25 protein-coding genes and 1 pseudogene are annotated in these 22,493 nt (G+C 43.8%); 24 read left to right on the top strand and 2 right to left on the bottom strand.

Going from position 1 to position 22,493, the window contains the following annotated elements; genetic code table 11:
• Positions 1–35: 35 nt before the first annotated feature.
• Together KHQ79_RS16735 and KHQ79_RS22440 are read left to right on the top strand one after the other, a co-directional pair.
• Complete coding sequence (locus tag KHQ79_RS16735) at positions 36–3,374, top strand: DEAD/DEAH box helicase family protein (protein ID WP_225516156.1); 3,339 nt, start codon at positions 36–38, stop codon at positions 3,372–3,374.
• Between the two features lie 126 nt (positions 3,375–3,500).
• Positions 3,501–3,764 carry a hypothetical protein gene (locus tag KHQ79_RS22440; protein WP_225516277.1) on the top strand — a complete coding sequence of 88 codons (264 nt, stop codon included), beginning with the start codon at positions 3,501–3,503 and terminating at the stop codon, positions 3,762–3,764.
• Positions 3,765–3,835: 71 nt separating this feature from the next.
• Here KHQ79_RS22440 and KHQ79_RS16725 read toward each other — a convergent pair whose 3' ends face one another.
• Both KHQ79_RS16725 and yeeF read right to left on the bottom strand, forming a co-directional pair.
• Positions 3,836–4,291 carry a TIGR01741 family protein gene (locus tag KHQ79_RS16725; protein WP_250648344.1) on the bottom strand — a complete coding sequence of 152 codons (456 nt, stop codon included), beginning with the start codon at positions 4,289–4,291 and terminating at the stop codon, positions 3,836–3,838.
• 19 nt (positions 4,292–4,310) lie between these two features.
• Positions 4,311–6,320 carry an LXG family T7SS effector deoxyribonuclease toxin YeeF gene (yeeF, locus tag KHQ79_RS16720; protein ID WP_225516152.1) on the bottom strand — a complete coding sequence of 670 codons (2,010 nt, stop codon included), beginning with the start codon at positions 6,318–6,320 and terminating at the stop codon, positions 4,311–4,313.
• A 213-nt stretch (positions 6,321–6,533) separates the two neighbouring features.
• Between yeeF and KHQ79_RS16715 the strand changes: the two genes are divergently transcribed.
• From KHQ79_RS16715 to KHQ79_RS16610, 22 genes and pseudogenes are all read left to right on the top strand, one after another.
• Positions 6,534–7,550 (top strand): hypothetical protein, encoded by a 1,017-nt coding sequence (locus KHQ79_RS16715; RefSeq protein ID WP_225516150.1) that lies wholly within the window; start codon positions 6,534–6,536, stop codon positions 7,548–7,550.
• 191 nt (positions 7,551–7,741) lie between these two features.
• Complete coding sequence (locus KHQ79_RS16710; protein ID WP_225516148.1) at positions 7,742–8,179, top strand: hypothetical protein; 438 nt, start codon at positions 7,742–7,744, stop codon at positions 8,177–8,179.
• A gap of 161 nt (positions 8,180–8,340) precedes the next feature.
• On the top strand, positions 8,341–8,739 hold the full coding sequence (locus KHQ79_RS16705) for a hypothetical protein (protein ID WP_225516146.1): 399 nt from the start codon (positions 8,341–8,343) through the stop codon (positions 8,737–8,739).
• Positions 8,740–8,777: 38 nt separating this feature from the next.
• Positions 8,778–9,044: a hypothetical protein gene (locus KHQ79_RS16700; protein ID WP_225516144.1), complete on the top strand. Its 267-nt coding sequence runs from the start codon at positions 8,778–8,780 to the stop codon at positions 9,042–9,044.
• Between the two features lie 100 nt (positions 9,045–9,144).
• Positions 9,145–9,348 carry a lysozyme inhibitor LprI family protein gene (locus KHQ79_RS16695; protein WP_225516142.1) on the top strand — a complete coding sequence of 68 codons (204 nt, stop codon included), beginning with the start codon at positions 9,145–9,147 and terminating at the stop codon, positions 9,346–9,348.
• Between the two features lie 296 nt (positions 9,349–9,644).
• Complete coding sequence (rapH, locus tag KHQ79_RS16690) at positions 9,645–10,787, top strand: response regulator aspartate phosphatase RapH (RefSeq protein WP_225516140.1); 1,143 nt, start codon at positions 9,645–9,647, stop codon at positions 10,785–10,787.
• A complete protein-coding gene (gene phrH / locus KHQ79_RS16685; RefSeq protein ID WP_060398102.1) occupies positions 10,777–10,953 on the top strand; it encodes a phosphatase RapH inhibitor PhrH in 177 nt (58 codons plus the stop codon). Before rapH ends, phrH begins: the two co-directional genes overlap by 11 nt.
• 160 nt (positions 10,954–11,113) lie before the next feature.
• Positions 11,114–11,833 (top strand): YebC/PmpR family DNA-binding transcriptional regulator, encoded by a 720-nt coding sequence (locus KHQ79_RS16680; protein ID WP_032732215.1) that lies wholly within the window; start codon positions 11,114–11,116, stop codon positions 11,831–11,833.
• Between the two features lie 124 nt (positions 11,834–11,957).
• On the top strand, positions 11,958–12,326 hold the full coding sequence (locus KHQ79_RS16675) for a spore coat protein (RefSeq protein ID WP_225516275.1): 369 nt from the start codon (positions 11,958–11,960) through the stop codon (positions 12,324–12,326).
• Positions 12,327–12,433: 107 nt separating this feature from the next.
• Entirely contained in the window at positions 12,434–13,018 is a 585-nt protein-coding gene (locus KHQ79_RS16670) for a TetR/AcrR family transcriptional regulator (protein WP_225516138.1), read from the top strand.
• Between the two features lie 77 nt (positions 13,019–13,095).
• On the top strand, positions 13,096–13,539 hold the full coding sequence (locus KHQ79_RS16665; protein ID WP_119913732.1) for a nuclear transport factor 2 family protein: 444 nt from the start codon (positions 13,096–13,098) through the stop codon (positions 13,537–13,539).
• Positions 13,536–14,399: an NmrA family NAD(P)-binding protein gene (locus tag KHQ79_RS16660; protein ID WP_119913733.1), complete on the top strand. Its 864-nt coding sequence runs from the start codon at positions 13,536–13,538 to the stop codon at positions 14,397–14,399. Before KHQ79_RS16665 ends, KHQ79_RS16660 begins: the two co-directional genes overlap by 4 nt.
• A 130-nt stretch (positions 14,400–14,529) precedes the next feature.
• Complete coding sequence (gene cotJA, locus KHQ79_RS16655; RefSeq protein ID WP_003240042.1) at positions 14,530–14,778, top strand: spore coat-associated protein CotJA; 249 nt, start codon at positions 14,530–14,532, stop codon at positions 14,776–14,778.
• The gene (gene cotJB / locus KHQ79_RS16650; RefSeq protein WP_003240040.1) at positions 14,762–15,025 is read left to right on the top strand and encodes a spore coat protein CotJB; all 264 of its coding nucleotides are present in this window, start codon (positions 14,762–14,764) and stop codon (positions 15,023–15,025) included. Before cotJA ends, cotJB begins: the two co-directional genes overlap by 17 nt.
• Positions 15,026–15,039: 14 nt before the next feature.
• Entirely contained in the window at positions 15,040–15,609 is a 570-nt protein-coding gene (gene cotJC / locus KHQ79_RS16645; RefSeq protein ID WP_003240039.1) for a spore coat protein CotJC, read from the top strand.
• Positions 15,610–15,731: 122 nt separating this feature from the next.
• On the top strand, positions 15,732–16,274 hold the full coding sequence (locus tag KHQ79_RS16640) for a GNAT family N-acetyltransferase (RefSeq protein ID WP_119913525.1): 543 nt from the start codon (positions 15,732–15,734) through the stop codon (positions 16,272–16,274).
• 22 nt (positions 16,275–16,296) lie between these two features.
• Positions 16,297–16,597, top strand: a pseudogene (locus KHQ79_RS16635) (YesK-like family protein).
• A 114-nt stretch (positions 16,598–16,711) separates the two neighbouring features.
• Positions 16,712–17,341: a YesL family protein gene (locus tag KHQ79_RS16630; RefSeq protein ID WP_225516134.1), complete on the top strand. Its 630-nt coding sequence runs from the start codon at positions 16,712–16,714 to the stop codon at positions 17,339–17,341.
• Positions 17,338–19,071 carry a two-component system sensor histidine kinase YesM gene (gene yesM, locus KHQ79_RS16625; protein ID WP_225516132.1) on the top strand — a complete coding sequence of 578 codons (1,734 nt, stop codon included), beginning with the start codon at positions 17,338–17,340 and terminating at the stop codon, positions 19,069–19,071. The genes KHQ79_RS16630 and yesM overlap by 4 nt, the downstream gene beginning before the upstream one ends.
• Positions 19,071–20,177: a response regulator transcription factor gene (locus tag KHQ79_RS16620; RefSeq protein WP_225516130.1), complete on the top strand. Its 1,107-nt coding sequence runs from the start codon at positions 19,071–19,073 to the stop codon at positions 20,175–20,177. The genes yesM and KHQ79_RS16620 overlap by 1 nt, the downstream gene beginning before the upstream one ends.
• Positions 20,178–20,280: 103 nt before the next feature.
• Positions 20,281–21,564, top strand: coding sequence for an ABC transporter substrate-binding protein (locus KHQ79_RS16615; RefSeq protein ID WP_060398109.1), 1,284 nt, complete (start codon positions 20,281–20,283; stop codon positions 21,562–21,564).
• Complete coding sequence (locus KHQ79_RS16610) at positions 21,561–22,490, top strand: carbohydrate ABC transporter permease (protein ID WP_080030868.1); 930 nt, start codon at positions 21,561–21,563, stop codon at positions 22,488–22,490. The genes KHQ79_RS16615 and KHQ79_RS16610 overlap by 4 nt, the downstream gene beginning before the upstream one ends.
• Positions 22,491–22,493 lie beyond the last annotated feature (3 nt).

Raw genomic sequence — 22,493 nt, 5'->3', positions numbered from 1 at the left:
TTGAATGAATCTATCTCGCAAAAGGAGTTGGTGTAATGACAAATTATAGCTTTTTGCAGGAGAAACAAACGTTTAGTAGTTTTGCGAATGCTTGTATAGACGCAGAAAAAGCTATGCAAGTTAGTCCAGCAACGTGTGCGATTTTATCGCGCCGTGCGCTGGAGTTAGCTGTGAAATGGGTTTATCAGTTCGATCAGGATGTGAAAATTCCGTATCAAGATAATTTATCAAGCTTGATTCATGATCGACATTTCCTAGCCATTATAGATGAAGAATTGTTGCCAGTGTTGAAATACATTGTAAAGTTAGGCAATGCAGCTGTTCATACAAATGTTGCAATTACACGAGATGAAGCGGTTTTGTCGTTACATAATTTACACCAATTTATTTCGTGGATTGATTATTGTTATGCAGAGGAATATACAGCACCAGAATTTAATGAATCTCTTCTTTATACATCGGAGTATAAGCGTGAACGACCAGAAGAACTTCACGATTTATATGAAAAGCTAAGTGCCAAAGACCAGAGTCTAGAAGAGTTGCGTAAACAAAATGAAGAACTTCGAAACCAGTTAACAGCGAACCGAGTTATGCAACAGGAAGATTATCAGTTCCAAGTCGATGAAATCTCAGAGTTTGAAACACGAAAACGCTATATTGACTTAGACTTGAAGTTAGCAGGTTGGGAAATCGGGAAAAATGTGATTGAGGAATATCCAGTGCAAGGAATGCCAAATAACACGGGGGAAGGCTTTGTTGACTATGTGTTACTTGGGACAAACGGTAAAGTGTTAGCAGTTGTCGAAGCAAAACGGACTTCAAGAGATGCGAAAGTTGGTCGTCAGCAAGCTAAGCTGTATGCAGATAGCATCGAACAAGCTCAGCAAACTCGACCAGTTATTTACTATACGAATGGCTTTGAAACCCATATTTGGCATGATGAATATCCTGCTCGCAGTACATCTGGATTTTATACTCAAGATGAATTACAACTTATCATTGATCGCCGAAAGTTGAAGAAACCATTAGTCAATATTGAAATTAATGATGACATAACTAATCGATATTATCAAAAGGAAGCAATATTGGCTGTTTGTGATGCGTTCAGTCATAACGGGCGTAAAGCATTACTCGTCATGGCAACAGGAAGTGGAAAAACTCGTACTGCCATTTCATTAGTAGATGTATTAACTAGGCATCATTGGATTAAAAATGTGTTATTTTTAGCGGATCGTAAGTCACTTGTTAAGCAAGCATTCCGTAACTTTAACACGCTCTTACCAAATTTGTCTTTAAGTAATATGCTTGAGAAAAAGTCGAATCCAGAGGATGCGAGGATGGTCTTTTCAACGTATTCAACGATGATGAACTCGATTGATGAGGTGAAAAGTAAAGATGGTAACCGTTTATTTACGGTCGGTCATTTCGATTTAATCATTATCGATGAATCCCACCGTTCGATTTATCAAAAGTATAAAAGTATTTTTGACTATTTTGATGGGATGCTTGTTGGGTTAACCGCAACACCAAAGGATGAACTGGATAAAAACACGTATACGATATTTGATTTAGAAAACGGCGTACCTACTTTTGCCTATGAGCTGTCAAAAGCAGTAGAAGACGAGTATTTAGTTGATTATCGCACACGTGAGACAACATTGAAGATTTTAGATGATGGGATTCGCTATGATGATCTATCAAAAGAAGAACAAGAAGAATTTGATGAAATTTTTGAAGATGAGCCACTGGTAAAAGATATCGACAGTACTGCAATAAATCAATTTGTCTTTAATAAAAATACAATTGATCACGTTTTGCAAGATGTTATGGAACATGGCATCAAAGTAGAAGGTGGCGATAAACTAGGAAAGACAATTATCTTTGCGAAAAATCATAAGCATGCCCTAGCCATTAAAGAGCGTTTCGATTTGAAATTCCCTGAATATGGTGGTAGTTTTGCAGAAGTTATTGATTACAGCGTGGAATATTACCAAACGTTGATTGATGACTTTTCAGATAAAAATAAAATGCCACAAATAGCGATTTCGGTTGATATGCTTGATACAGGAATTGATGTACCAGAAGTTGTGAATCTCGTTTTCTTCAAAAAGGTCCGCTCTAAAACGAAATTCTGGCAAATGATTGGTCGGGGAACACGTTTATGTGAGGATTTATTTGGTCCGGGAATGGATAAAGAGTATTTCTTGATTTTTGATTATTTGCGAAACTTCGAGTACTTTCGGGCCAATGAAAAAGGAGAAGAATCAAAAGTCACACAAACCCTTACAGAAAAGTTGTTTAACTCAAAGGTTGATATTGTTCGTGAGTTGCAAGATGTTCAGTATCAAGTGCAGCCATATTCTAAATACCGTCAACAGCTATTAAAAGAAATCTTGGGTGATATACGCGCATTAAACGATGAAAATTTTCGAGTGCGTCAATATTTGCAATATGTGCATAAGTATCAAAACGCAGACAATTGGCAAGCATTATCTGTTGTTCAGACTAACGAAGTAAAGGAAAATATTTCACCGTTAATAGCACCAATTGATGATGATGAATTAGCCAAGCGTTTTGACTTATTAATGTTAACAATAGAATTGGCACAATTGCAGTCAAACAATGCAACTAAATCTATTCGTCGAGTTGTTGATACAGCAGAGGCACTTTCTAAATTAGGAACAATTCCAGCAGTAGAAGCACAAAAAGAAATCATTGATGAAGTGCGAACAAGTGAGTTTTGGCAAGAAGCATCGATAGCAGATTTAGAAAAAGTACGTGAGGCCTTGCGCGATTTAATTCGCTATATTGAGCGTACCCAACAGAAAATTTATTACACTGATTTTAAAGATGAAGTAATGGAAGTAAGAGAAAATGAGTCGATTTTAAATGTGAATGATCTTCAAAGCTATCGTAAAAAGGTCGAACACTATTTAAAAGAGCATCAACATGAAGACACATTAGCAATCTATAAACTACGTAACAATAAACCATTAACCAAGCAAGATGTAGAGTATTTAGAGCAAATCCTATGGAATGAACTAGGCTCTAAAGAACAGTATGAGAAAGACTTTGGCGATACACCAATAACAAAACTTGTTCGGAAAATCGTTGGACTAGACCGAAAAGCAGCTGTTGAAGCTTTTTCTAGATTCCTATCAGAAGAGAACCTAAATCTACAACAAACTCAATTTGTCGAGTTAATTATTGATTATGTAGTGAAAAACGGAACTCTTGAGCGCCAAGCATTACAACAAGATCCTTTTACAACATTAGGTGGAATAACAGTCGTGTTTAAAGACCAACTGCCAAAAGCAAAAGGAATTTTGGATATTATTGATATGATTAATCGTAATGCTGAGGGGATTTCTTGAGTAGTAACCCCCTAAGTTAAAGATGTGGAAAGTAGCGCAAAGTTTATTTCAAAGGAAACAAATATGCAAATGAGGCATTCTTTATATGATTTGGTTTCCAATACTGGTTCTGTTAATTGATTTCATATTGAACATATACTTGCTGTAAACCCAGACAATCTAGCTAAATTTGATTATGATAATGACAGATTTGAACGTGAAAGAAACCGTCTTGGTGGTCTACTTTTATTTAAAGGGAAAGATAGTATTTCGAGTAGTAATGAAAAATATTCCGATAAACTAAAGACTTATGCGAATACTCTATATTGGAATGAAACATTAAGACAAGACACGTATAAAACGAAAATTGACTTAAAAAAAATGATAACCACCTATATAGAAAACCTCTAAATTTAAATTTCTATTTTTAAGATTGGTTTATAAAAAATAGCTCAGCAGAGTAGGGCTGAGCTATTTTTTAATTATAGACCGAGGTAGCTAATTACAAATTCTTTATCATCCTCATCTTCAGGCAAAATACCAAGGTTTTTATATTCCCATATTGCGATTCTTTCATATCCATCTAATTCTGATGCTAAAATATCATCATAATTATAATCTAATTGGAATTCTCCGCTACTATCCAATGTTAGTGTAAGGTTAGTCCAAACATCATCGTTATTATTTCTGTGTTCAGTTCTTAATATTTCAAAAAGTTCTCTTAGTTCTCTTAACAACGTCTTGAAAATATCCTTGCTTACGTTGTAATGGCTAGGTATATCTTGTGAATAAATAATTTGATTATTTTCTGGTGTTCTGAAGTGAAAAAGAACCATTGTGGAATCATCTAATACTTCTGCATAAAGATATATCTTTGTCCATTCACCAGGTATGATGTCATTGAGTTTTTCTCCAATAAGTTGATACAAATCTTGCATCTTCCTAGTTTCCATTCTTTTAACCCCCAGGCTGATTTTTAATAGAGACGCTTATTTCTTTTCTGCTCCCAATTTTGTAGGTTACATCGAAATATGATGGTCTAAGTGAATCCCCAGAATAGACTGGCTCTATTTGAACTGCTACTTTTTTAGGTGGTTTTTTGCTTAGAGCTTTTGCCCACTCCTGCTCCATCTCATACCATTTTCCGCCGCTCCTATTAATCTGAGAATTCATCGGTACGATATTGTCGAACTGGCCTGAGCCTTTGAATTGGGTGGCGATTAAATGGCCGCCATCATCGTCAGGCTTTCGGTCTTGGGGCTTTCCAGCATTCGACTGTGCATATTGGTTACGTTTTGCTTCTCCTAGCTGCAAGTCGGCTTTGACACTTGTAATTCTACCATAGTTATCAGTGGTGTACGTGTAGCCTTCTTTTGTTTTATAAACTACATTCGGCTTCAGCACTTTCTTTCTGCTCCATTTTGCATAATGCTCGCCGTATTTGACTGTTACCGGCGGTACAACTGGCGCTGGTGTTCGTCTTCCGCTTGAAGAAGTTCCGTACGGTTTCGGCCGGATGACTTTGGCGAATTTTTGCAGCCCCTCTTTAAGTGTGACCCCGTTGACTGCGTTGTAAGGAACGCCTGCCGGCACTAAATCGTGACGGGGATGATAGGGGAGAATATCCGCAAGTGTAAGATCTCCGATTTGATTTAATTTGGTTTTGACGTGTTTTTTTGATACTTCTATGCCTTTGTTTACTTTTTGTTTGATGTGATCAATGGTTTGTTTTGAGACCGTGATGGCTTTTTGAGCTTTTGCTGATTTGCTTGCTGCTGTTTTGACTTTGGTTGTCACTTTGGCGGCTGTGCCAGTTTTTGAGACGGCTCCTACGCCTTTTGTGCCGACAATTGATGTGACAACAGTGCCAACCGCATATGACACCCATCTTGCTCTTGAGTAGGTATCACCATTCACCATGTCTTTTTGGTATGATTCTTCGATTGCCGCTGAAATGGCTTCATACGTTTTGATCGGGTGAGCCATCGCTCCGGTAATCGCTTCAACGGTTCCGCCCGGATCTGTGACCATATCCCACAGGCCTGTGACCGCGTCTTTTCCGGAATCATAAAGGCCAACGGCGACCCCTTTGAAACCTGCTTCAAACTCACGCGTGTTTTCAATTTGGGTGAAGTATCTCTGTTGTTCTGCTGTCAGATTTTCATAGCCGATCGTTTTTGCCATTTCGTAGAATTCATCGGCATCTGCATAATCGTAGTTTTTCAGTCTTTCTTTTAGTTTTTCAATCTCGCGTTCCTTCGCTTCCTCTTTCTTAATCTTCAAGTAAGCATCTGTCCGCTTTTCAATGTCGCTTTTTTTCTTATGTATGTCGCTCTCACGGTACGCCTTGGCGTTGTAGTGAATGGGTGTGGCGTTTTTGCCTTTGCCCGTTGCTTCTTGGAGCTTTTGGAAGTCCGACTTGATGAATTGTTCGTTTGGTTCTGACAGGGCGTATTCTGTCTTCAGGTCTTCGTCCAAGGCGTCCAATTTTTCCAGTGTTTTTTTTCGTTTTTCGTTGGCATCGGCCAGCTCGTCTTTGAAGGTTTCTGTTGAAAACAGGTCGAGCGGGAGGATGTCGTTGATATCGTTTAAGATATCTTTCATCGCTTTTTTCTGCTCAGACATGATGGATTTCGATTTTTTATGGGCATTTGCCAGTTCGTGCTCCAGGAAGGATTCTTCGATGTAGGCGTCTGAGAGGCCTTTGTCCTCGGCGGCTCCGGCGATGCTGTTGAAAAATGCGATTTTCATGTCGATGTAGTCGATCCATTGGTCGGTGACGCCGACGTGGTCGTGGTAGAAGGCTTTGATGTTGCTGGCGCCTTTTCCTGAGAATTCGCTGTCACTTAGATCAGCGACGCTTTTTAAAGCTTTCCTCAAGTTCACCATTTGCGTTCTTAGTTCTTTGTACTCTTTTGCACGGTCTGTCGCTTCCGAAAGCAGTGTTTTCGCTTCAAATACTTTCATGACCATTTCCCTTCTTTTGTTCATTCAATATCAAAATTTTACCACGGTGCGGGATGAGGGTGGGTGTGAGAACATGTTTTGGTGGAAAAATGAGTCATTTGGCATGTGTCTTTATTCATGAAGGGATTGGAGGAAACACGGTCGAAATGATATTGACCACTAAACATTTTTTGGAAGTTAGGATTCTATATTGTATTTTTAAGGAGCATGTTGATGAAGAAAAAACGGGTTACATTTGGTTTATTAGTGTTAATGGTATGCTTCATACTGTTTGCTCTGTATGGTCAGTTACACAATAAAGACAATATTCCTGTCAAAACTTCCGCCATCCACCCTGAAGAAGACCGCATCTTTTTTATCTACTCCAATCCTCTCATAAAAGAAAGCACGCTACTCTCAACCTCAACAGGCGAACGGTTTAACAGGCGTACATTCAAGGTGGCGGATGTGCCTTATATTCAAACGAAATCTAACGCATCAACAGATATTGTCTTATTAGCGGAGCACGAGTCGTTTTATTACACGCTGGAGAAGGATGTGATCAAAGAGCATCCGCTGTCAGATCCATTTGCGTTTTGGTATGAGGGAAAGGATGTCACTGTTAAGGCCTATAACGTTGATACGACGGGGAATGACGTCCATATAAACGACAAAAAAACGAAAAAGGAATATAGCCTCACCTTGCCTTCACTTGTCACGATGGGGTCGAGTGATAAAAACTATATTTATATTATTCAAAGCATGTCTATTTACGTGATCGACAGAAACACAGAGGAAATCATAGAAACCCTGAGCTTAGCCTCATACGCTGATAAATTCGCAGACTCGGAGGAATTTATTGTCGCGAGCTCGCAGCATGAACTGACTGTTATTGAAAAAGGAACATGGAAGACGAAATATATTCCATATCCTGATGAGCTTGAATACGCTGATACCGTGTACTATGACAAAGAAAACGGCACCTTTTATGTGACGTATGAAGACAAAGAGGGTGAAGCGAACTTGCTGGAATATGGGAAGGATTTTTCTTTTCACACATACGGCTTGAAATTCCCTTATATGGATGCAAAGTTTAAGGGGAATCAACTGTATATTGTTGCCCAGGAAGAGCATAAAAAGGGCATTGGCGGATATGTGGGTGTGTTTGATATTCGTTCTAAGAAGAAGCTTTATCAGTTTGATTTGCCTGAGGAACAGGTTAAGGAACAGGATTTTGTTGTGGTTGATTAGACTCCAAAGCTAAGATCTTGAATCAAGCTCTTATGTTTCAAGGTGAGCAAATTAATCAAATGTCTTTCTGCAGGATAATAGAAATCTTTATAAATTTTCATTAATTATATTTTAATTCTCGACTTTATGGTCTATAATGTATAACAGCCCTGTTTTTTACAATTCTAATTGATTGATGGAGGTATTTGATAGTGAAAAGAGTAAATCATTTGATGACGCTAGTTCTTGCGGGTGTGATGGCATTTGGACTAGTATTCATTGGATCGGGTCATTCAGCCAAGGCTGTTAGTAAAACTACGAGTTTTACTTTTCATGCAACTGTAGAATCAAAATCTTATATTCACACATCAGAAAACTATAAGAATGTTTATACTACAGTTGAAATGGGAAGAACAGGAACTTGGGAAAGTGCTGCTTATTGCAAATTATATCTGCAGCGTTATACAAACGGTTCTTGGAAAACAATCGATACAGCTTCTGGAAATGCATCATATGGTAGAAAATTAAATGTTACATTCACAAACATTGCAAAAAAATCTGCATCGACTAGAGTGAAACTAAAACTTTATAATAATTGGAATCACTCAGACTATATGCAAACAGTATATTCTAGTAAATGGACTAGATGAAGAAAAAGCTATCCTTTTTATGAAGGGTAGCTTTTTTGTTGCAACAATACGCCCCTAACTATACTTAGTTTGTCTAGATATAGATTTTAAATTTAAAAACCTATAAAAGACCTATAAAATAAGAAAGCTACCATGAGAGAACAGAAGGGTGAGAAGAGACGATGAGTTATAAATTGGGGGCGTTGCTTTTATCTATTTTATTTCTATTATCGGCGTGTTCGGATAACGGAGCTTCTGATAAGGATCAAGCAAAGCAAACCGTGAAGAAAGCGAGTGTTGTGAAGCTGACGGAGCAGGAAGTAAAATCTGCTTTAAAAAACGATATTGATTCGATCTTTAATGCATTTGATAAAGCGGGAAAAGAAAACGGATGGAGCACGGCAAACAAGGCGGACTTTAGCAAGCTGCGGCCTGATGTGCTGCCTTATGCAACAGAGATATTTGCTGATCAGACGTTAAAGGATTTGGCCGGGGAGTACTATTGTGAGTGCGATGCTCCTTTTCACCCCACACTGATTTCGATGTGCGTTTTACATATGAACAGGACAAGAATAAGATAAAGGCTTCATCAATAGATACGGCAACAGAATTAAACAACATGGGCACGTCATGGACGTTTGAACTGGTGAAGGAAGATGGCGATTGGAAGATAAACAAGTGGGACAGCAAGTCGCTTAAAGGTGACGATATCAAGCTGACAAAAGAAGAAGCGAAAACGATTCTGTCGAGAAACGGAGAAACAGCGGAATTCGTGAAATCCTATGAATCGAAGGCTGCCGGCGGAACAGCTTATCTTTTCAATGTGAAAAGTTCGAATGGGGAAAGACAGGCGGTGATCAGCTCAAAGGATACCAGCCTGGAGTGATGGTAAAGACGAAGCTGAGACTCCGGAGCAAGAAACGGCTCAGACGACTGAGGAAACCGAGTCAACTGATACCTTAGATACACAGAGCAGTGAGCAGACAATGGGAAGCACAAAAGCAGATTATATTGCCAAATTGTCAGCGACAGAACAGAAAGAAAAGCACAATGACTATCAAAGTGATTATCAGATGATTGAGGATTACGGTTACAATTATCAAATGTGGGACGGATTGCTGAACGAGATATACGGCGTGCTGCAAAAGCAGCTTTCTGCTTCAGACATGGCGAATTTAAAAAATGAATAGCGGCAATGGATTAAGGATAGAGATGCTTCGGCCCAGAAACGATATGATGAGGAGGGCGGCGGTTCATTATCCGAGTCGTCCAAACAGAAGACTTGCTAAACAGACGAAAGAGCGCTATTACGAGCTAGTGAATACGTATATGAAATAAGAATGACATGGACCCTTGCGCAAAGGGTATTTTTTTTGCGGGGAAAAACAAATTGACAGGATGAAAAAACAATTTCTTCCTTCTGTGTTGTTTTCAAAATTTGGGATTGATAGAATATGACATATCTCACAGAGAAGGAGGGAAGCCGTTGAGTCAAGCCATACCGTCTTCGCGTGTCGGTGTTAAGATTAATGAATGGTACAAGATGATTCGCCAGTTCAGTGTTCCGGATGCTGAGGTTCTGAAAGCGGAGGTGGAGCAGGACATTCAGCAGATGGAAGAGGATCAGGATTTGCTGATCTATTATTCTCTGATGTGTTTTCGGCACCAGCTGATGCTGGATTATTTGGAGCCGGGACAAACATACGGGAATCGTCCTACAGTGACAGAGCTTCTGGAAACGATTGAGACTCCTCAGAAAAAACTCACAGGCCTTTTGAAATACTACTCTTTGTTTTTCCGCGGCATGTATGAATTTGATCAAAAAGAATATGTGGAAGCAATCGGGTTTTATCGCGAGGCGGAGAAAGAACTGCCGTTTGTGTCAGATGAAATCGAGAAAGCGGAATTCCATTTTAAAGTGGCAGAAGCGTATTATCACATGAAGCAAACCCATGTGTCGATGCATCATATTCTTCAAGCCTTAGACATTTATCAAAACCATCCTCTATACAGCATTAGAACCATACAAAGCTTGTTTGTGATCGCCGGCAACTATGATGATTTCAAACATTATGGTAGAGCGCTGCCGCATTTAGAAGCGGCGCTGGAATTGGCCATGGACATTCAAAACGACCGGTTTATCGCCATTTCTTTGTTGAACATCGCGAACAGTTATGACAGATCAGGAGACGATCAGATGGCTATAGAACACTTCCAAAAAGCAGCGAAGGTAAGCAGAGAAACGGTCCCTGATCTGCTTCCGAACGTCTTGTTTGGATTAAGCTGGACATTATGTAAAACAGGCCAAACACAGAAGGCGTTTCAGTTCATAGAGGAAGGATTAGGCCATATTAGAACATATCCAAATGCGAGTTCTTACAAATTTTATAAAGAATTGTATCTGTTCTTGCAGGCCGTCTACAAAGAGAGTGTTGATGAGACCAGAATCCTTGAGATGTTAGCCTATTTCGAAAAAAAGAACCTGCACGCTTACATTGAAGCATGTGCCCGCAGCGCTGCCGCTGTTTTTGAAAGCCGCTGTCATTTTGAGCACGCTGCTGCGTTTTATCGGAAAGTGCTAAAAGCGCAAGAAGATATTCAAAAAGGAGAGTGTTTATATGCTTATTAAGAAAAAAGTGTTGATGTGCCTTGGTGTTACCCTTATTTTCGGAAGCATTTCGTTTCCTTTCTTGGCAAACTCCGGCGGCTTTAAGGAATCAACGGATCGAAACACGACGTATATCGATCATTCCCCTTACAAGCTCATGGATCAGAAGAAGAAAGCCCTTAGCTAGGGCTTTTTTCTTGCTTTACGGAAGACGTTCGATTCTCCACACCGCGGCATTCCTTCTATTTCTAACGCAAGACACTCGAAACAACCAAACCATTTGAGGTATAATGGATAAAGTGAATAACAATATACAGATTGATATATATGAAAGAGAGTGGAGCATCATGGGCCGTAAGTGGAACAATATTAAAGAGAAGAAGGCGTCTAAGGACGCGAATACGAGTCGGATTTATGCGAAGTTTGGCCGTGAGATTTATGTGGCGGCGAAACAGGGAGAGCCTGATCCGGAATCCAACCAGGCGCTGAAGGTTGTGCTTGAGCGCGCGAAGACTTACAGCGTGCCGAAAAATATCATTGAACGTGCGATCGAGAAGGCGAAGGGCGGAGCGGAAGAGAATTTCGATGAGCTTCGTTATGAGGGCTTCGGGCCGAACGGATCAATGATTATCGTTGATGCGCTGACGAATAATGTAAACCGTACGGCGCCGGAAGTGCGTGCGGCGTTCGGGAAAAACGGCGGAAACATGGGTGTGAGCGGATCTGTTGCTTACATGTTTGATGCGACGGCTGTAATCGGTGTAGAAGGCAAAACAGCTGACGAAGCGCTTGAAATCCTGATGGAAGCGGATGTCGATGTCCGTGACATTTTAGAAGAGGATGACAGCGTGATCGTATATGCTGAGCCAGATCAATTCCATGCGGTGCAGGAGGCGTTTAAAAACGCGGGCGTTGAGGAATTTACAGTAGCGGAGCTGACCATGCTTGCGCAAAGTGAAGTGACGCTTCCGGATGATGCGAAGGAACAGTTTGAAAAGTTGATTGATGCATTAGAGGATTTGGAAGATGTTCAGCAGGTGTATCATAACGTTGATTTAGGTGAATAAGAAGTGAGCAGACTGTCATGGTCTGCTTTTTTCTTTTTAGCTGGTTTAGGCGGCCGCCCATACGATCTATAAGATCTTCTCATACTCTGGACTGTAACCTATGCGAAGGAGAGAGTGGATGAATATGACTGATATTAGACATATGTATGGCGGACCCGGTTTTGGTTATCCGGGCTGTGGTATTGGCCATCAGGGGTACGGTATGCAAGATGCAGGCTACCCAGGATACGGCATGCATGGAGGGGCCAGCGGATATCCGGGCCATGCCGCACACAGGGGCTACGGCGGTTATCCAAGCGGCGGCTATGCAGGCTATCCGGGAACTGTAAGTGATCCGAGCTACGGCATGCACCATGAGAACGATGGGCATCACCACTATTATCACCATCATCATGATGGAAAAGATAATCATCACCACCATCATCATGATAGTAATTACGGTCACCATCACCACCACCATATGGGCCACTGGGGACAAGACGGCTATAAATAAAGATGATGTAAAAAGAGGCACTCTTGCAGTTCAAGAGTGTTTTTTATCTTTTTCTTGACTGTTCAGTCTGGAAACTGATAACATTTGTTTCAGGAGGTGATATCCTTTTGGGGAGGAATAAAGAATTTGATACGGCGCTTGTTCTTCACAGGGCGATAGAGGTTTTCGGAGAGTACGGCTACGAAGGCACGTCTCTTCAGGAACTGCTCTCTCATTTAGGCATTGCGCGCCAAAGTTTGTATGATACGTATGGCACAAAGCGTGATTTGTTTCTGTCAGCTGTGAAAACGTATCTTGAGGGGAAAAATGCTGCCGTTATGGAAAGGCTTGAGGCGCCTGGATCTGTAAAGGAAGCCATTCGTGAAATTTTTCAAGAAGGCGTCAATGTCCTTAAAGATCCGGAACGGGCGAAGGCGTGTTTCATCATTAACAGTGCGATTGAACAGATCCCGCATGATCCTGAGCTTGCCTGGTATTTTGAGGGACAGTCGAAGCAGCTTGAGGACGCTTTTTATCAGGCGCTTTTAAGAGCGAAGGATCAAGGAGAATTGACTGGCGAAGACAATGATATATCGGCGCTTGCCCGGTATTTGAATCAGAGCAGGCTGTCTCTGACGTTTGTCGCCAAAGTGACGGCTGATATGGGCCGGCTTCAGGACCATGTTGACGTAAGTTTATCGGTGCTTGATTAACATGTGGTAAAGGATTCTTTGCCCATGTATGCACTTTTCGGACTGAATGGTCTAAAATAAAAATGAGGTGATGATGAATGTTAATGAATGAATTTGAAAAGGCATGTGACACATTGAGAAAGTTTATGGCCTATATGCTTGAGAAGGACATGAAGAGCTGGACGGAGCTTTGGGATGAGAATGCCGTATTTGAGTTTCCTTATGCGCCGGAGGGGTCACCAAAAAGAATAGAAGGAAAGGCGGCCATTTACAATTATATTAAAGATTATCCTGATCAGATTCACCTTTCTTCGTTTACGGCTCCGACAGTGTACCGCTCAGCAGATACGAATACGATCATCGCGGAGTTTCAATGTGACGGCCATGTGATTGAGACTGGGCTGCCTTATCGCCAAAGCTATATCAGTGTCATCGAAACGAGGGACGGCCGCATTGTGCGTTATAAGGATTATTGGAATCCGCTTGTCGTAAAAGAGGCGTTTGGAGGATCATTTTTGCAAACAGAGGAGAGTGGAAAATAATGAAACAGCAGCCGATTTTAATCACGGGCGGGACCGGCACAACCGGGAGCCGAATCGCCAGCCGTTTAATAGAGCTCGGGTACAGAGTGCGTATTGCAAGCCGGAAAAAGGGCACGCTTTCTGATGCTGAGTATGTGTATTTTGATTGGAAGGACACGTCCAGTTTTACACCTGCTTTGGAACAGGTGAAACAGATCTTTCTTGTTGCCCCGGTCGGTGTATTTGACCCGGCTCCTTATGTGCTCCCGTTTTTAAAGGAGGCAAAGCGGCTCGGTGCAGAGCGTGTGGTAATGCTCAGTGCGTCGGTTGTCCCTGAGGATGGCCCTGTGTTTGGTGCGCTTCATCGGGCGGTACGTGATTTCCCTGAATGGACGGTGCTGAGGCCTTCATACTTTATGCAAAACTTCATCAATGTCCAGCATCGCATGTCTATTCAAACTGAGGGGCACATCATCACGGCTTCGGGTGAGGGAAAGCTAGGGTTCATCGACGCTGATGACATCGCAGAAACGGCCGTGCGTGCTTTGATAGATGATGTTCCTCATCAAACACATCATATTCTGACAGGACCCGAGGCGCTGAGCTATGCCGAAGCGGCGGAGATCATCGGAGCTGCGGCGGGACGCCGGGTGGAGCACGTCAGCATTTCTCGTTCCGAGCTGCAGAATAGGATGGAGGCAGCAGGTTTGCCGGCGGACTATGCCCGTTTTATGGCGGGGCTGGATGAAGCGATTCGCCATGGTGCGGAACATCGGGTAACGGATACAGTGAAGTGTGTGACGGGAAAAGAACCCCGTTCGCTGACTGAGTTTGCGGCTGCTCATGCTGCATACTGGAAACCCGATCTTATTTTGGACTGATTGATCTAGAAAGACCTTCGGCGATGCCGAAGGTCTTCTTTTTGAAAAAGCTAAGTCGTGTTTCAGTCATAATCATGCCTCCTGCCTCATACCTATTAAGGTCATTGTTTTTGAGAAAGGAGGAGCCGGAATGAAGGATATGCAGCCGTTTACGCCTATCAAAACATACACGCCCTTTCACAGCCGTTTTGATCCCTGTCCGCCCATAGGGAAGAAATATTACAGAACGCCGCCTAATCTTTATATGACCTTTCAGCCTGAGCATATGGAGCAGTTCTCGCCAATGGAGGCTTTAAGGAAAGGCACCCTTTGGAAGGATCTCTATGATTTTTATGAAAACCCTTATCGAGGGGGAGACGTACATGGCAAAAAAGATTGATGCCGAATATTACCGTCAGCTTGAGCAAATCCAGGCCGCTGATTTTGTGCTTGTTGAGCTGAGCCTTTATTTAAATACACATCCTCATGATGAAGACGCGCTGAAGCAATTCAATCAATACTCCGGTTATTCAAGGCACTTAAAAAGACAGTTCGAATCCTCTTACGGACCGCTTCTGCAGTTCGGAAACAGCCCCGCGGGCGAGGATTGGGATTGGGGAAAAGGGCCTTGGCCGTGGCAAGTATAAGGAGGAATGCCTGAATGTGGGTGTATGAAAAGAAGCTGCAATACCCTGTCAAGGTCAGCACGTGCAATCCGACGCTGGCGAAATATTTGATTGAGCAGTATGGCGGAGCGGACGGCGAGCTGGCCGCGGCTCTTCGGTATTTGAATCAGCGGTATACGATTCCTGATAAGGTCATCGGCCTTTTAACGGATATCGGCACGGAGGAATTTGCCCATTTGGAAATGATTGCGACCATGGTTTATAAGCTGACGAAAGATGCCACGCCGGAGCAGCTGCGTGAGGCCGGGCTCGGCGATCACTATGCCAATCATGATGGCGCGCTTTTTTACCACAATGCGGCGGGCGTGCCGTTTACAGCGAGCTATATCCAGGCGAAGGGCGACCCGATTGCCGATTTATACGAAGACATTGCGGCAGAAGAAAAGGCGCGGGCGACGTATCAATGGCTGATCGATATATCGGATGATCCTGATTTGAACGATTCCCTGCGTTTTTTGCGTGAACGTGAAATCGTGCATTCTATGCGCTTCAGAGAAGCGGTTGAGATTTTAAAAGAAGAACGGGATAAAAAGAAGTTTTTCTAATGGGCAGATGGGCCTCTCTTTCATGCACCCCTTTTACATACAGAGAAAATGTCTGTTTTTGCTGTTAGGTCTGCATTATAATCAAGGTGTGTGCAAGCTTACTTTTTGATTGGGAGGCCTTTATGTCATCTTTTAAGATTAAGAGTAAAACGATTGCAGATGGATTTTACGCGTGTCCGGCCGTGTATGAGGATGCGGAATCGATTACTGGATTGCTCGTTCGAACTGCTGAATGGCTTCGGGATCGGGGCTCTAACCAATGGAGCGGACTGCTGGAAGGGCAAGATACACATGATATCACGGGTTCAATTGAAAATGGACATGTGTTTGTGTTTAAAAAAGACGAAGAGCTTGCGGCTGTCGTGATGCTGCTGCCGGAACCGAGCGAGTGGGACAGGACACTTTGGGGAGATGATGGGCACGAGGAGTCCATTTATTTGCACCGCCTGGCGGTCAGCCGCCGGTTTGCAGGACAGGGGCTTGGCGCGCGTGTTCTTCATTGGGCAGAGACGGGTGTTGACTATCCGGGAAAAACACGGATCCGGCTTGACTGTGTCGCTGATAACGACGCCTTGCACTCCTTTTATCGGCGTATGGGATATGAATTCATGGGTGCCGATGCATCCGGGTATCATTTATTTGAGAAAGAGATTTCGGCAGAATAAGCGTCCTTTGCAGGAGGCTTTTTTGTCTTTTTCTAAAAGGGAGGGCAGGCGATGTGGCCAATTTTTTTGTGATAGGGATCGTGACGGCTTGTCTGTTCGCTAGCGTCTCGTTTTTTGTACGGATGAAGCTTCCTGACAGAAGGTTGCCGGAATGGATGTTGGCCGGGCTGGTTGTCCTCGGCGTGTTTGCGATTTGGTACAGCCTCGTTTTTGTACGCGGCTGGGAGGGGGCAGTGCTCGGAGTGCTTGGATTTCATGTCATTTGCGGGGCCACTGCCGGATATTTGATTGAAAAGGTCATCCAACGATACAGGAAAAAATAAGGGCTGCGGCTGCTCTCATGATGTCGAATTTTTCACAGGGCGGCAGGAATTTTCTTTCGGAAGGAGAAATACATATTACTTTAAAATGAAAGCGTTTTCTGTAGCAGGAAGGTGATGTTGATGATACACAGTGTGACGAATGGGCTGAATCGTTTTTGTACGTGGGTGATGAGATTAGCCTATTTGAATGTGCTTTGGATTTTGTTTTCTCTTGCAGGTTTGGTTGTGTTTGGATTGATGCCCGCTACTGCCGCGATGTTTTCAGTGGCGAGAGAATGGGCGAAGGGGAACACAGATGCCCCGGTCTTTTCAGTCTTTTTTCGGGCGTTTAAAAAGGAGTGGCGGGCAGCGCAAATCCTCGGGCTTATTGTTGTGACAGCCGGCCTGTTTCTGTTTGCGGATATGCGGATTGCGGCTCAAATGAATCAGCCTGTGCTTGTCAATGTGTTCCTGAGCATCAGCCTGATTTTCGCATTTGTTGTGCTGTATGTGTTCCCGGTGTTTTCTCATTTTGATGTGAAAATCAGAGAGGTGCTGAGCATCAGCTTTTTGATTGCCTTCAGCCGTCCGGCGGTGACGCTCCTCATGGCGGCGGGAGCTGTCGGTGTGTTGTTTCTTGTGCTGTTTCATGTCACATTTTTGCTGTTTTTCAGCGGGAGTTTACTTAGCCTGATTTTAACAAAGCTATCCTTTAAAGCGTTTCGGTCAATGGATCAGCGGCAGGAGAAAGAAAAGGCGGCATGAAAAAAAGAGTTGCTGGCTGGTACAGGCGGATGAAGATTAAGGATAAGCTGTTTGTGTTCCTTTCACTGATTATGGCCGTGTCCTTTCTGTTTGTATACAGCGGGGTGCAATACGCCTTTCATGTGTATGATGAGCAGATTTACCGCAAATCCTCGGAGGTGCTGCGGATGTCTTCTGAAAGAATCGAAGACGAGCTGAAGAAGATAGAGGATGTGTCATATGAAATTATTACGGACGAACAGATTCAGCGCATCCTGAGCATGCAAAATCGTGATGATACGTACGATCAGTATCAAATGAAGCAGGAGCTGTGGGATCAGCTGGCGGAATATGCCAGTGATGAAAAGTACATCGATTCCATTCATTTGATCGATGCCCGCGGCTCAGAGTATTCAGCCGGAAGCAGTTCTTCAGATCTTTTGGAGCAGCAGCAGGAAGAGGTGTTTAAACGAGCCAAAGCGAAAAATGGCAGAAATCTTTGGATGACGCTCGGCGGTTCAGATCCTGTCCTGATTTCAGCGCGGCAAATCAGATCTTATCACCAGCTGAGTTTGAATGGCTTGGGTATGGTGCTGATCCAAGTCAATGTGAAACAAATGATTCGTGATTTGCCGAAGGATTGGGGCGATTCGGTCGGAGACATGATGATCGCCGACCAAAGCGGGAATTTGGTGTATTCGGCACATGGTTCGGTGCTTGCGCCTGAGGCTGCAAAAGAGACGCTAAAGCATCCCGGTTATGACTTGATAAAAAAGAATGGCAAACGTTATTTTATTTCTTTTCTTCAATCATCCTATCAAAATTGGAGCTACTATAATGTCATCCCCTTTGATCAGATGTTCGCAAAAATTTCCTTTATGAAAACGGTGATCGGCACGTGTTTTCTTCTGTTTTTCTGTGTGGTTTTGCTTTTCGGACGGAAAATCGCCAACAGCATTACGGAGCCGATCGAGCAGCTTGTGTCCGCGATGAAATCGGTGCAGCACGGCGGTCTTGAAGCGGGTGTATCTCTATCTCTGCCAGAACATACACAGGATGAGGCCGGCATGCTGAACCGCCATTTTACGGTCATGATGAAACGGATTAATGAACTTATGGAAGAAAATGTGGAGAAGCAGCTTATCATTAAAGAAACCGAATTGAAAGCACTGCAAGCCCAGATTAACCCCCATTTTTTATATAACACGCTCGAGTCCATCAATTGGCTGGCAAAGGCGAATCAGCAAAAGCAAATCTCAAAAATGGTGGAATCGCTCGGTTTTCTTCTGCGTAACAGCATACATATGGAGAAAGATACAGTGACCATTCAGGAGGAGGCGGACATCGTTCTTCACTATATGACCATTCAGCGGTTTCGATTTGAAGAGCGCCTGAACTTCACTTTGGATATCGACGAAGAAGTGAAGCATTGCCTCATTCCAAAACTGACGCTCCAGCCGCTGGCGGAAAATGCGATACAATACGCGCTTGAGCCCTTCACAAGGCCGTGCGCCATCCGCCTTCAGGCAAAAAAGACGAAGAATTGTGTCTGTATTACGGTCGAAGATAACGGCCCCGGCATGGATGAGCGGATCCTCGAAACATCGGGCGGAAGAGGAATCGGACTCTGGAATATCCGTGAACGCATCCGGCTGACATTCGGAGAGTCGTACGGATTGCACATTCAAAGTGAGCAAGGAAAGGGAACGAGGATTGTGATCACAATACCGTGCCGAAATGAGGTGGCGTGATGTATAAGATATTACTAGCTGATGATGAGAGGATTATTCTTGACGGAATGGCAGGAATCATTGAGTGGGAGGCGCTTGGTGCTTCATTGATCGGCAAAGCGCTGAACGGGAATGAGGCGTATGACAAGATATTATATAAGCAGCCGCATATCGTTATTACAGATATCAAAATGCCCGGCATGGACGGGCTTGAGCTGATCAAAAAGGTGTCAGCCGTGAGTCCGTCGGTTCAATTTATCGTCCTGTCCGGGTTTGGAGAGTTTGAGTATGCGAAGGAAGCCATGAAATACGGTGTAAAGCATTATTTGCTGAAGCCCTGCAATGAACAGCAAATTATCAGCTCGCTGGAGGAAATCATTGCTGAGCTGAAGCAGCATGAGGTGCGGAAAAAGAAAACCGCTCATCTGAAACATGAGCTCGATCATATCCGTTCCTTTGCTGCCGATCAATACTTGGAGGGTTTGATCGCCGGCGTAGCCCAGCTGTCTCCGCCGCCTTCACTTGCCGAAAAAAAGGTTCGCCTCCTGATTTTAAAAGGGGAACAATCTGTTGATGCCGCGGCCAAAGAGGCATTCGGTTCTGCGCTGACAGCGGTTTGCAGCAGCGGAGAGTGGACCGTGCTCGCTGTGGCGGAGAACGCCGCTGACAAGGCGACGGACGTTTTCGCGAACCGCCAGATAGCCATCAGCCAGGCGGGAGAACTTCGGAACGCGGGGCAGCTGTTTCGTGACACAGCCGAAGCGTCTGGTGACCTGCACGGGAGCGCAGTGATTTCAAAAATGATCAGGCTTGTTGCCGACGAGCTCGGAAATCCGAATCTCTCCTTGAAGTGGGTGGCGAAGGATATGCTGTTTATGAATCCTGATTATCTCGGGAAATTATTTAAGCAGGAAACAGGCGAGAAATTTTCCCAATACGTTACGCGAGTGCGTCTTGAGCATGCGATGAAGCAGATGAAATTAAGGCGGGACGTGAGTGTTTCAGAGATCGCGGAAGAAATCGGGTTTGGCGATAATCCAAAGTATTTCAGTCTCGTCTTTAAAAAATATACAGGTCTGACACCGTCAGAATTCAGAAGAAAACAGGGAGGCGCTTCCGCAGGATAGCCATCTCTGTTTTTTTTACTTTCGTCACTGTTTTTTGAGTGTTTCGCCCCATATGAACGCTTTAAAATAAAATGTAAGCACTTACATTAAAGGGGGGATTGGTTTGAAGAAGATTTGTTACGTGCTGTTATCGCTTGTCTGCGTCTTTATTTTCAGCGGATGTTCTGCGGGGGAAGAGGCATCGGGGAAAAAAGAAGACATTACGCTCAGAATCGCATGGTGGGGCGGGCAGCCAAGGCATGATTATACAACGAAGGTGATTGAACTATATGAGAAAAAGAATCCGCACGTCCATATTGATGCGGAATTTGCGAACTGGGATGACTACTGGAAAAAGCTTGCGCCGATGTCTGCCGCCGGCCAGCTTCCCGATGTCATTCAAATGGATACCGCCTATTTGGCACAATACGGCAAGAAAAACCAGCTGGAAGATTTAACGCCGTATACAAAGGATGGAACGATTGATGTCAGTTCAATCGAGGAGAATATGCTGTCGGGCGGAAAAATTGACAATAAGCTCTATGGATTTACGCTAGGTGTCAACGTGCTGTCTGTAATTGCGAATGATGATTTGCTGAAGAAAGCCGGTGTGTCCATCAATCAGGAAAACTGGAAGTGGGAGGATTACGAGAAGCTGGCGTATGATCTTCAGGAAAAAGCCGGCGTCTACGGATCTAACGGAATGCATCCGCCTGATATTTTCTTCCCTTATTATTTGCGCACGAAGGGTGAGCGTTTTTATAAAGAAGACGGCACAGGCCTCGCGTATCAGGATGATCAGCTGTTCGTCGATTATTTTGAACGGCAGCTGAGGCTGGTGAAAGCAAAAACATCCCCAACACCTGATGAAAGCGCACAGATTAAAGGGATGGAGGACGACTTTATCGTCAAAGGCAAATCAGCGATTACGTGGAACTACTCCAATCAATATTTGGGATTTGCCCGGCTGACAGACTCGCCGCTGTCTCTTTATCTGCCGCCGGAGCAAATGAAGGAAAAGGCGCTGACGCTGAAGCCGAGTATGCTGTTTTCGATTCCGAAAAGCTCTGAGCATAAAAAAGAGGCCGCAAAGTTTATCGACTTCTTCGTCAACAATGAAGAAGCAAATATGCTGATCAAAGGCGAGCGGGGTGTACCGGTATCCGACAAGGTAGCGGATGCGATTAAACCGAAGCTGAATGAGAAAGAAGCCAACATCGTGGAATATGTAGAAACAGCATCAAAAAACATCAGTAAAGCCGATCCGCCGGAGCCTGTGGGAAGCGCGGAGGTCATCAAGCTGCTGAAGGATACGTCTGATCAGATTCTGTATCAGAAGATATCGCCGGAAAAAGCCGCCAAAACGTTCCGGAAGCAGGCCAATGAGATATTAGAGAGAAATAATTGACGGGAAATGGGGCTGACGCAATGAAAAAAAGCCGGAGCATGAGAAAAGACAATCTGGCGGGATATGCTTTTATTTCTCCGTTCATTATCGGGTTCCTTTGTTTTACGGTGATTCCGATGGGGGCGTCCCTGTTTCTGTCCTTCACAAGCTATGACTTGTTTACGGCGCCGAAGTGGATCGGGCTCGACAACTACAAGGAAATGTTTACGGGTGACGAAAAGTATTGGCAGTCGTTGAAGGTGACGTTTACGTATGTGCTTGCCGGGGTTCCGCTCCGCCTCGGCTTCGCGCTTTTTATCGCTGTCATTTTAAACAATGCATCAAAAGGAACGGCCATGTACAGAACGCTTTTTTATCTGCCTTCCATCATCGGCGGGAGCGTGGCCGTGGCGATTATGTGGCGCAATATTTTTGGCAATGACGGGGTCATCAATGCACTGCTGTTTTTCGTCGGGATTGATCAAAAAATTCTTTGGTATCAGGACCCGATAAGTGCGCTGTGGACATTGATTCTGCTGTCTGTCTGGCAGTTCGGGTCATCAATGCTGATTTTTCTGGCCGGGCTGAAAAACATTCCGTCTTCGTATTTGGAAGCGGCCAGCGTGGACGGGGCAAATCGGGTGCAGCGTTTCTTTAAGATCACGCTTCCGATTCTTACGCCGATTATTTTCTTCAATCTGGTAATGCAGACGATTTCTGCTTTTATGACGTTTACACCTGCCTATATCATCTCAAAGGGCGAGGGCGGGCCGCTTGACGGGACGCTTTTATATTCGCTCTATTTGTTCCAGCGGGCGTTTAACTATTTTCAAATGGGCTACGCATCGGCGATGGCGTGGGTCATGCTTCTCATTGTCGGGCTGATTACGCTGATTTTGTTTAAAACATCGTCATATTGGGTTCATTACGAGTCAAAGGAGGAATGATGG

Source organism: Bacillus sp. TSO22, from assembly GCF_020223595.1.
GTDB lineage: Bacteria > Bacillota > Bacilli > Bacillales > Bacillaceae > Bacillus > Bacillus inaquosorum.
The sequence above is the reverse complement of the archived record's forward strand: the minus strand, read 5'-3'. Positions and strand labels throughout refer to the sequence as shown.

Coding starts and splice junctions, on each gene's coding strand:
- KHQ79_RS16705 (WP_225516146.1), top strand. CDS start 8,341: ATGAGTTATAAATTGGGGGCGTTGCTTTTATCTATTTTATTTCTATTA.
- KHQ79_RS16640 (WP_119913525.1), top strand. CDS start 15,732: ATGTCATCTTTTAAGATTAAGAGTAAAACGATTGCAGATGGATTTTAC.
- yesM (WP_225516132.1), top strand. CDS start 17,338: ATGAAAAAAAGAGTTGCTGGCTGGTACAGGCGGATGAAGATTAAGGAT.
- KHQ79_RS16665 (WP_119913732.1), top strand. CDS start 13,096: ATGTTAATGAATGAATTTGAAAAGGCATGTGACACATTGAGAAAGTTT.
- KHQ79_RS16695 (WP_225516142.1), top strand. CDS start 9,145: ATGGGAAGCACAAAAGCAGATTATATTGCCAAATTGTCAGCGACAGAA.
- KHQ79_RS16620 (WP_225516130.1), top strand. CDS start 19,071: ATGTATAAGATATTACTAGCTGATGATGAGAGGATTATTCTTGACGGA.
- yeeF (WP_225516152.1), bottom strand. CDS start 6,320: ATGAAAGTATTTGAAGCGAAAACACTGCTTTCGGAAGCGACAGACCGT.
- KHQ79_RS16725 (WP_250648344.1), bottom strand. CDS start 4,291: ATGCAAGATTTGTATCAACTTATTGGAGAAAAACTCAATGACATCATA.
- cotJB (WP_003240040.1), top strand. CDS start 14,762: ATGGCAAAAAAGATTGATGCCGAATATTACCGTCAGCTTGAGCAAATC.
- cotJA (WP_003240042.1), top strand. CDS start 14,530: ATGAAGGATATGCAGCCGTTTACGCCTATCAAAACATACACGCCCTTT.
- cotJC (WP_003240039.1), top strand. CDS start 15,040: ATGTGGGTGTATGAAAAGAAGCTGCAATACCCTGTCAAGGTCAGCACG.
- phrH (WP_060398102.1), top strand. CDS start 10,777: ATGCTTATTAAGAAAAAAGTGTTGATGTGCCTTGGTGTTACCCTTATT.
- KHQ79_RS16630 (WP_225516134.1), top strand. CDS start 16,712: ATGTTGATGATACACAGTGTGACGAATGGGCTGAATCGTTTTTGTACG.
- KHQ79_RS16675 (WP_225516275.1), top strand. CDS start 11,958: ATGACTGATATTAGACATATGTATGGCGGACCCGGTTTTGGTTATCCG.
- KHQ79_RS16700 (WP_225516144.1), top strand. CDS start 8,778: ATGGGCACGTCATGGACGTTTGAACTGGTGAAGGAAGATGGCGATTGG.
- KHQ79_RS16735 (WP_225516156.1), top strand. CDS start 36: ATGACAAATTATAGCTTTTTGCAGGAGAAACAAACGTTTAGTAGTTTT.
- KHQ79_RS16715 (WP_225516150.1), top strand. CDS start 6,534: ATGAAGAAAAAACGGGTTACATTTGGTTTATTAGTGTTAATGGTATGC.
- KHQ79_RS16680 (WP_032732215.1), top strand. CDS start 11,114: ATGGGCCGTAAGTGGAACAATATTAAAGAGAAGAAGGCGTCTAAGGAC.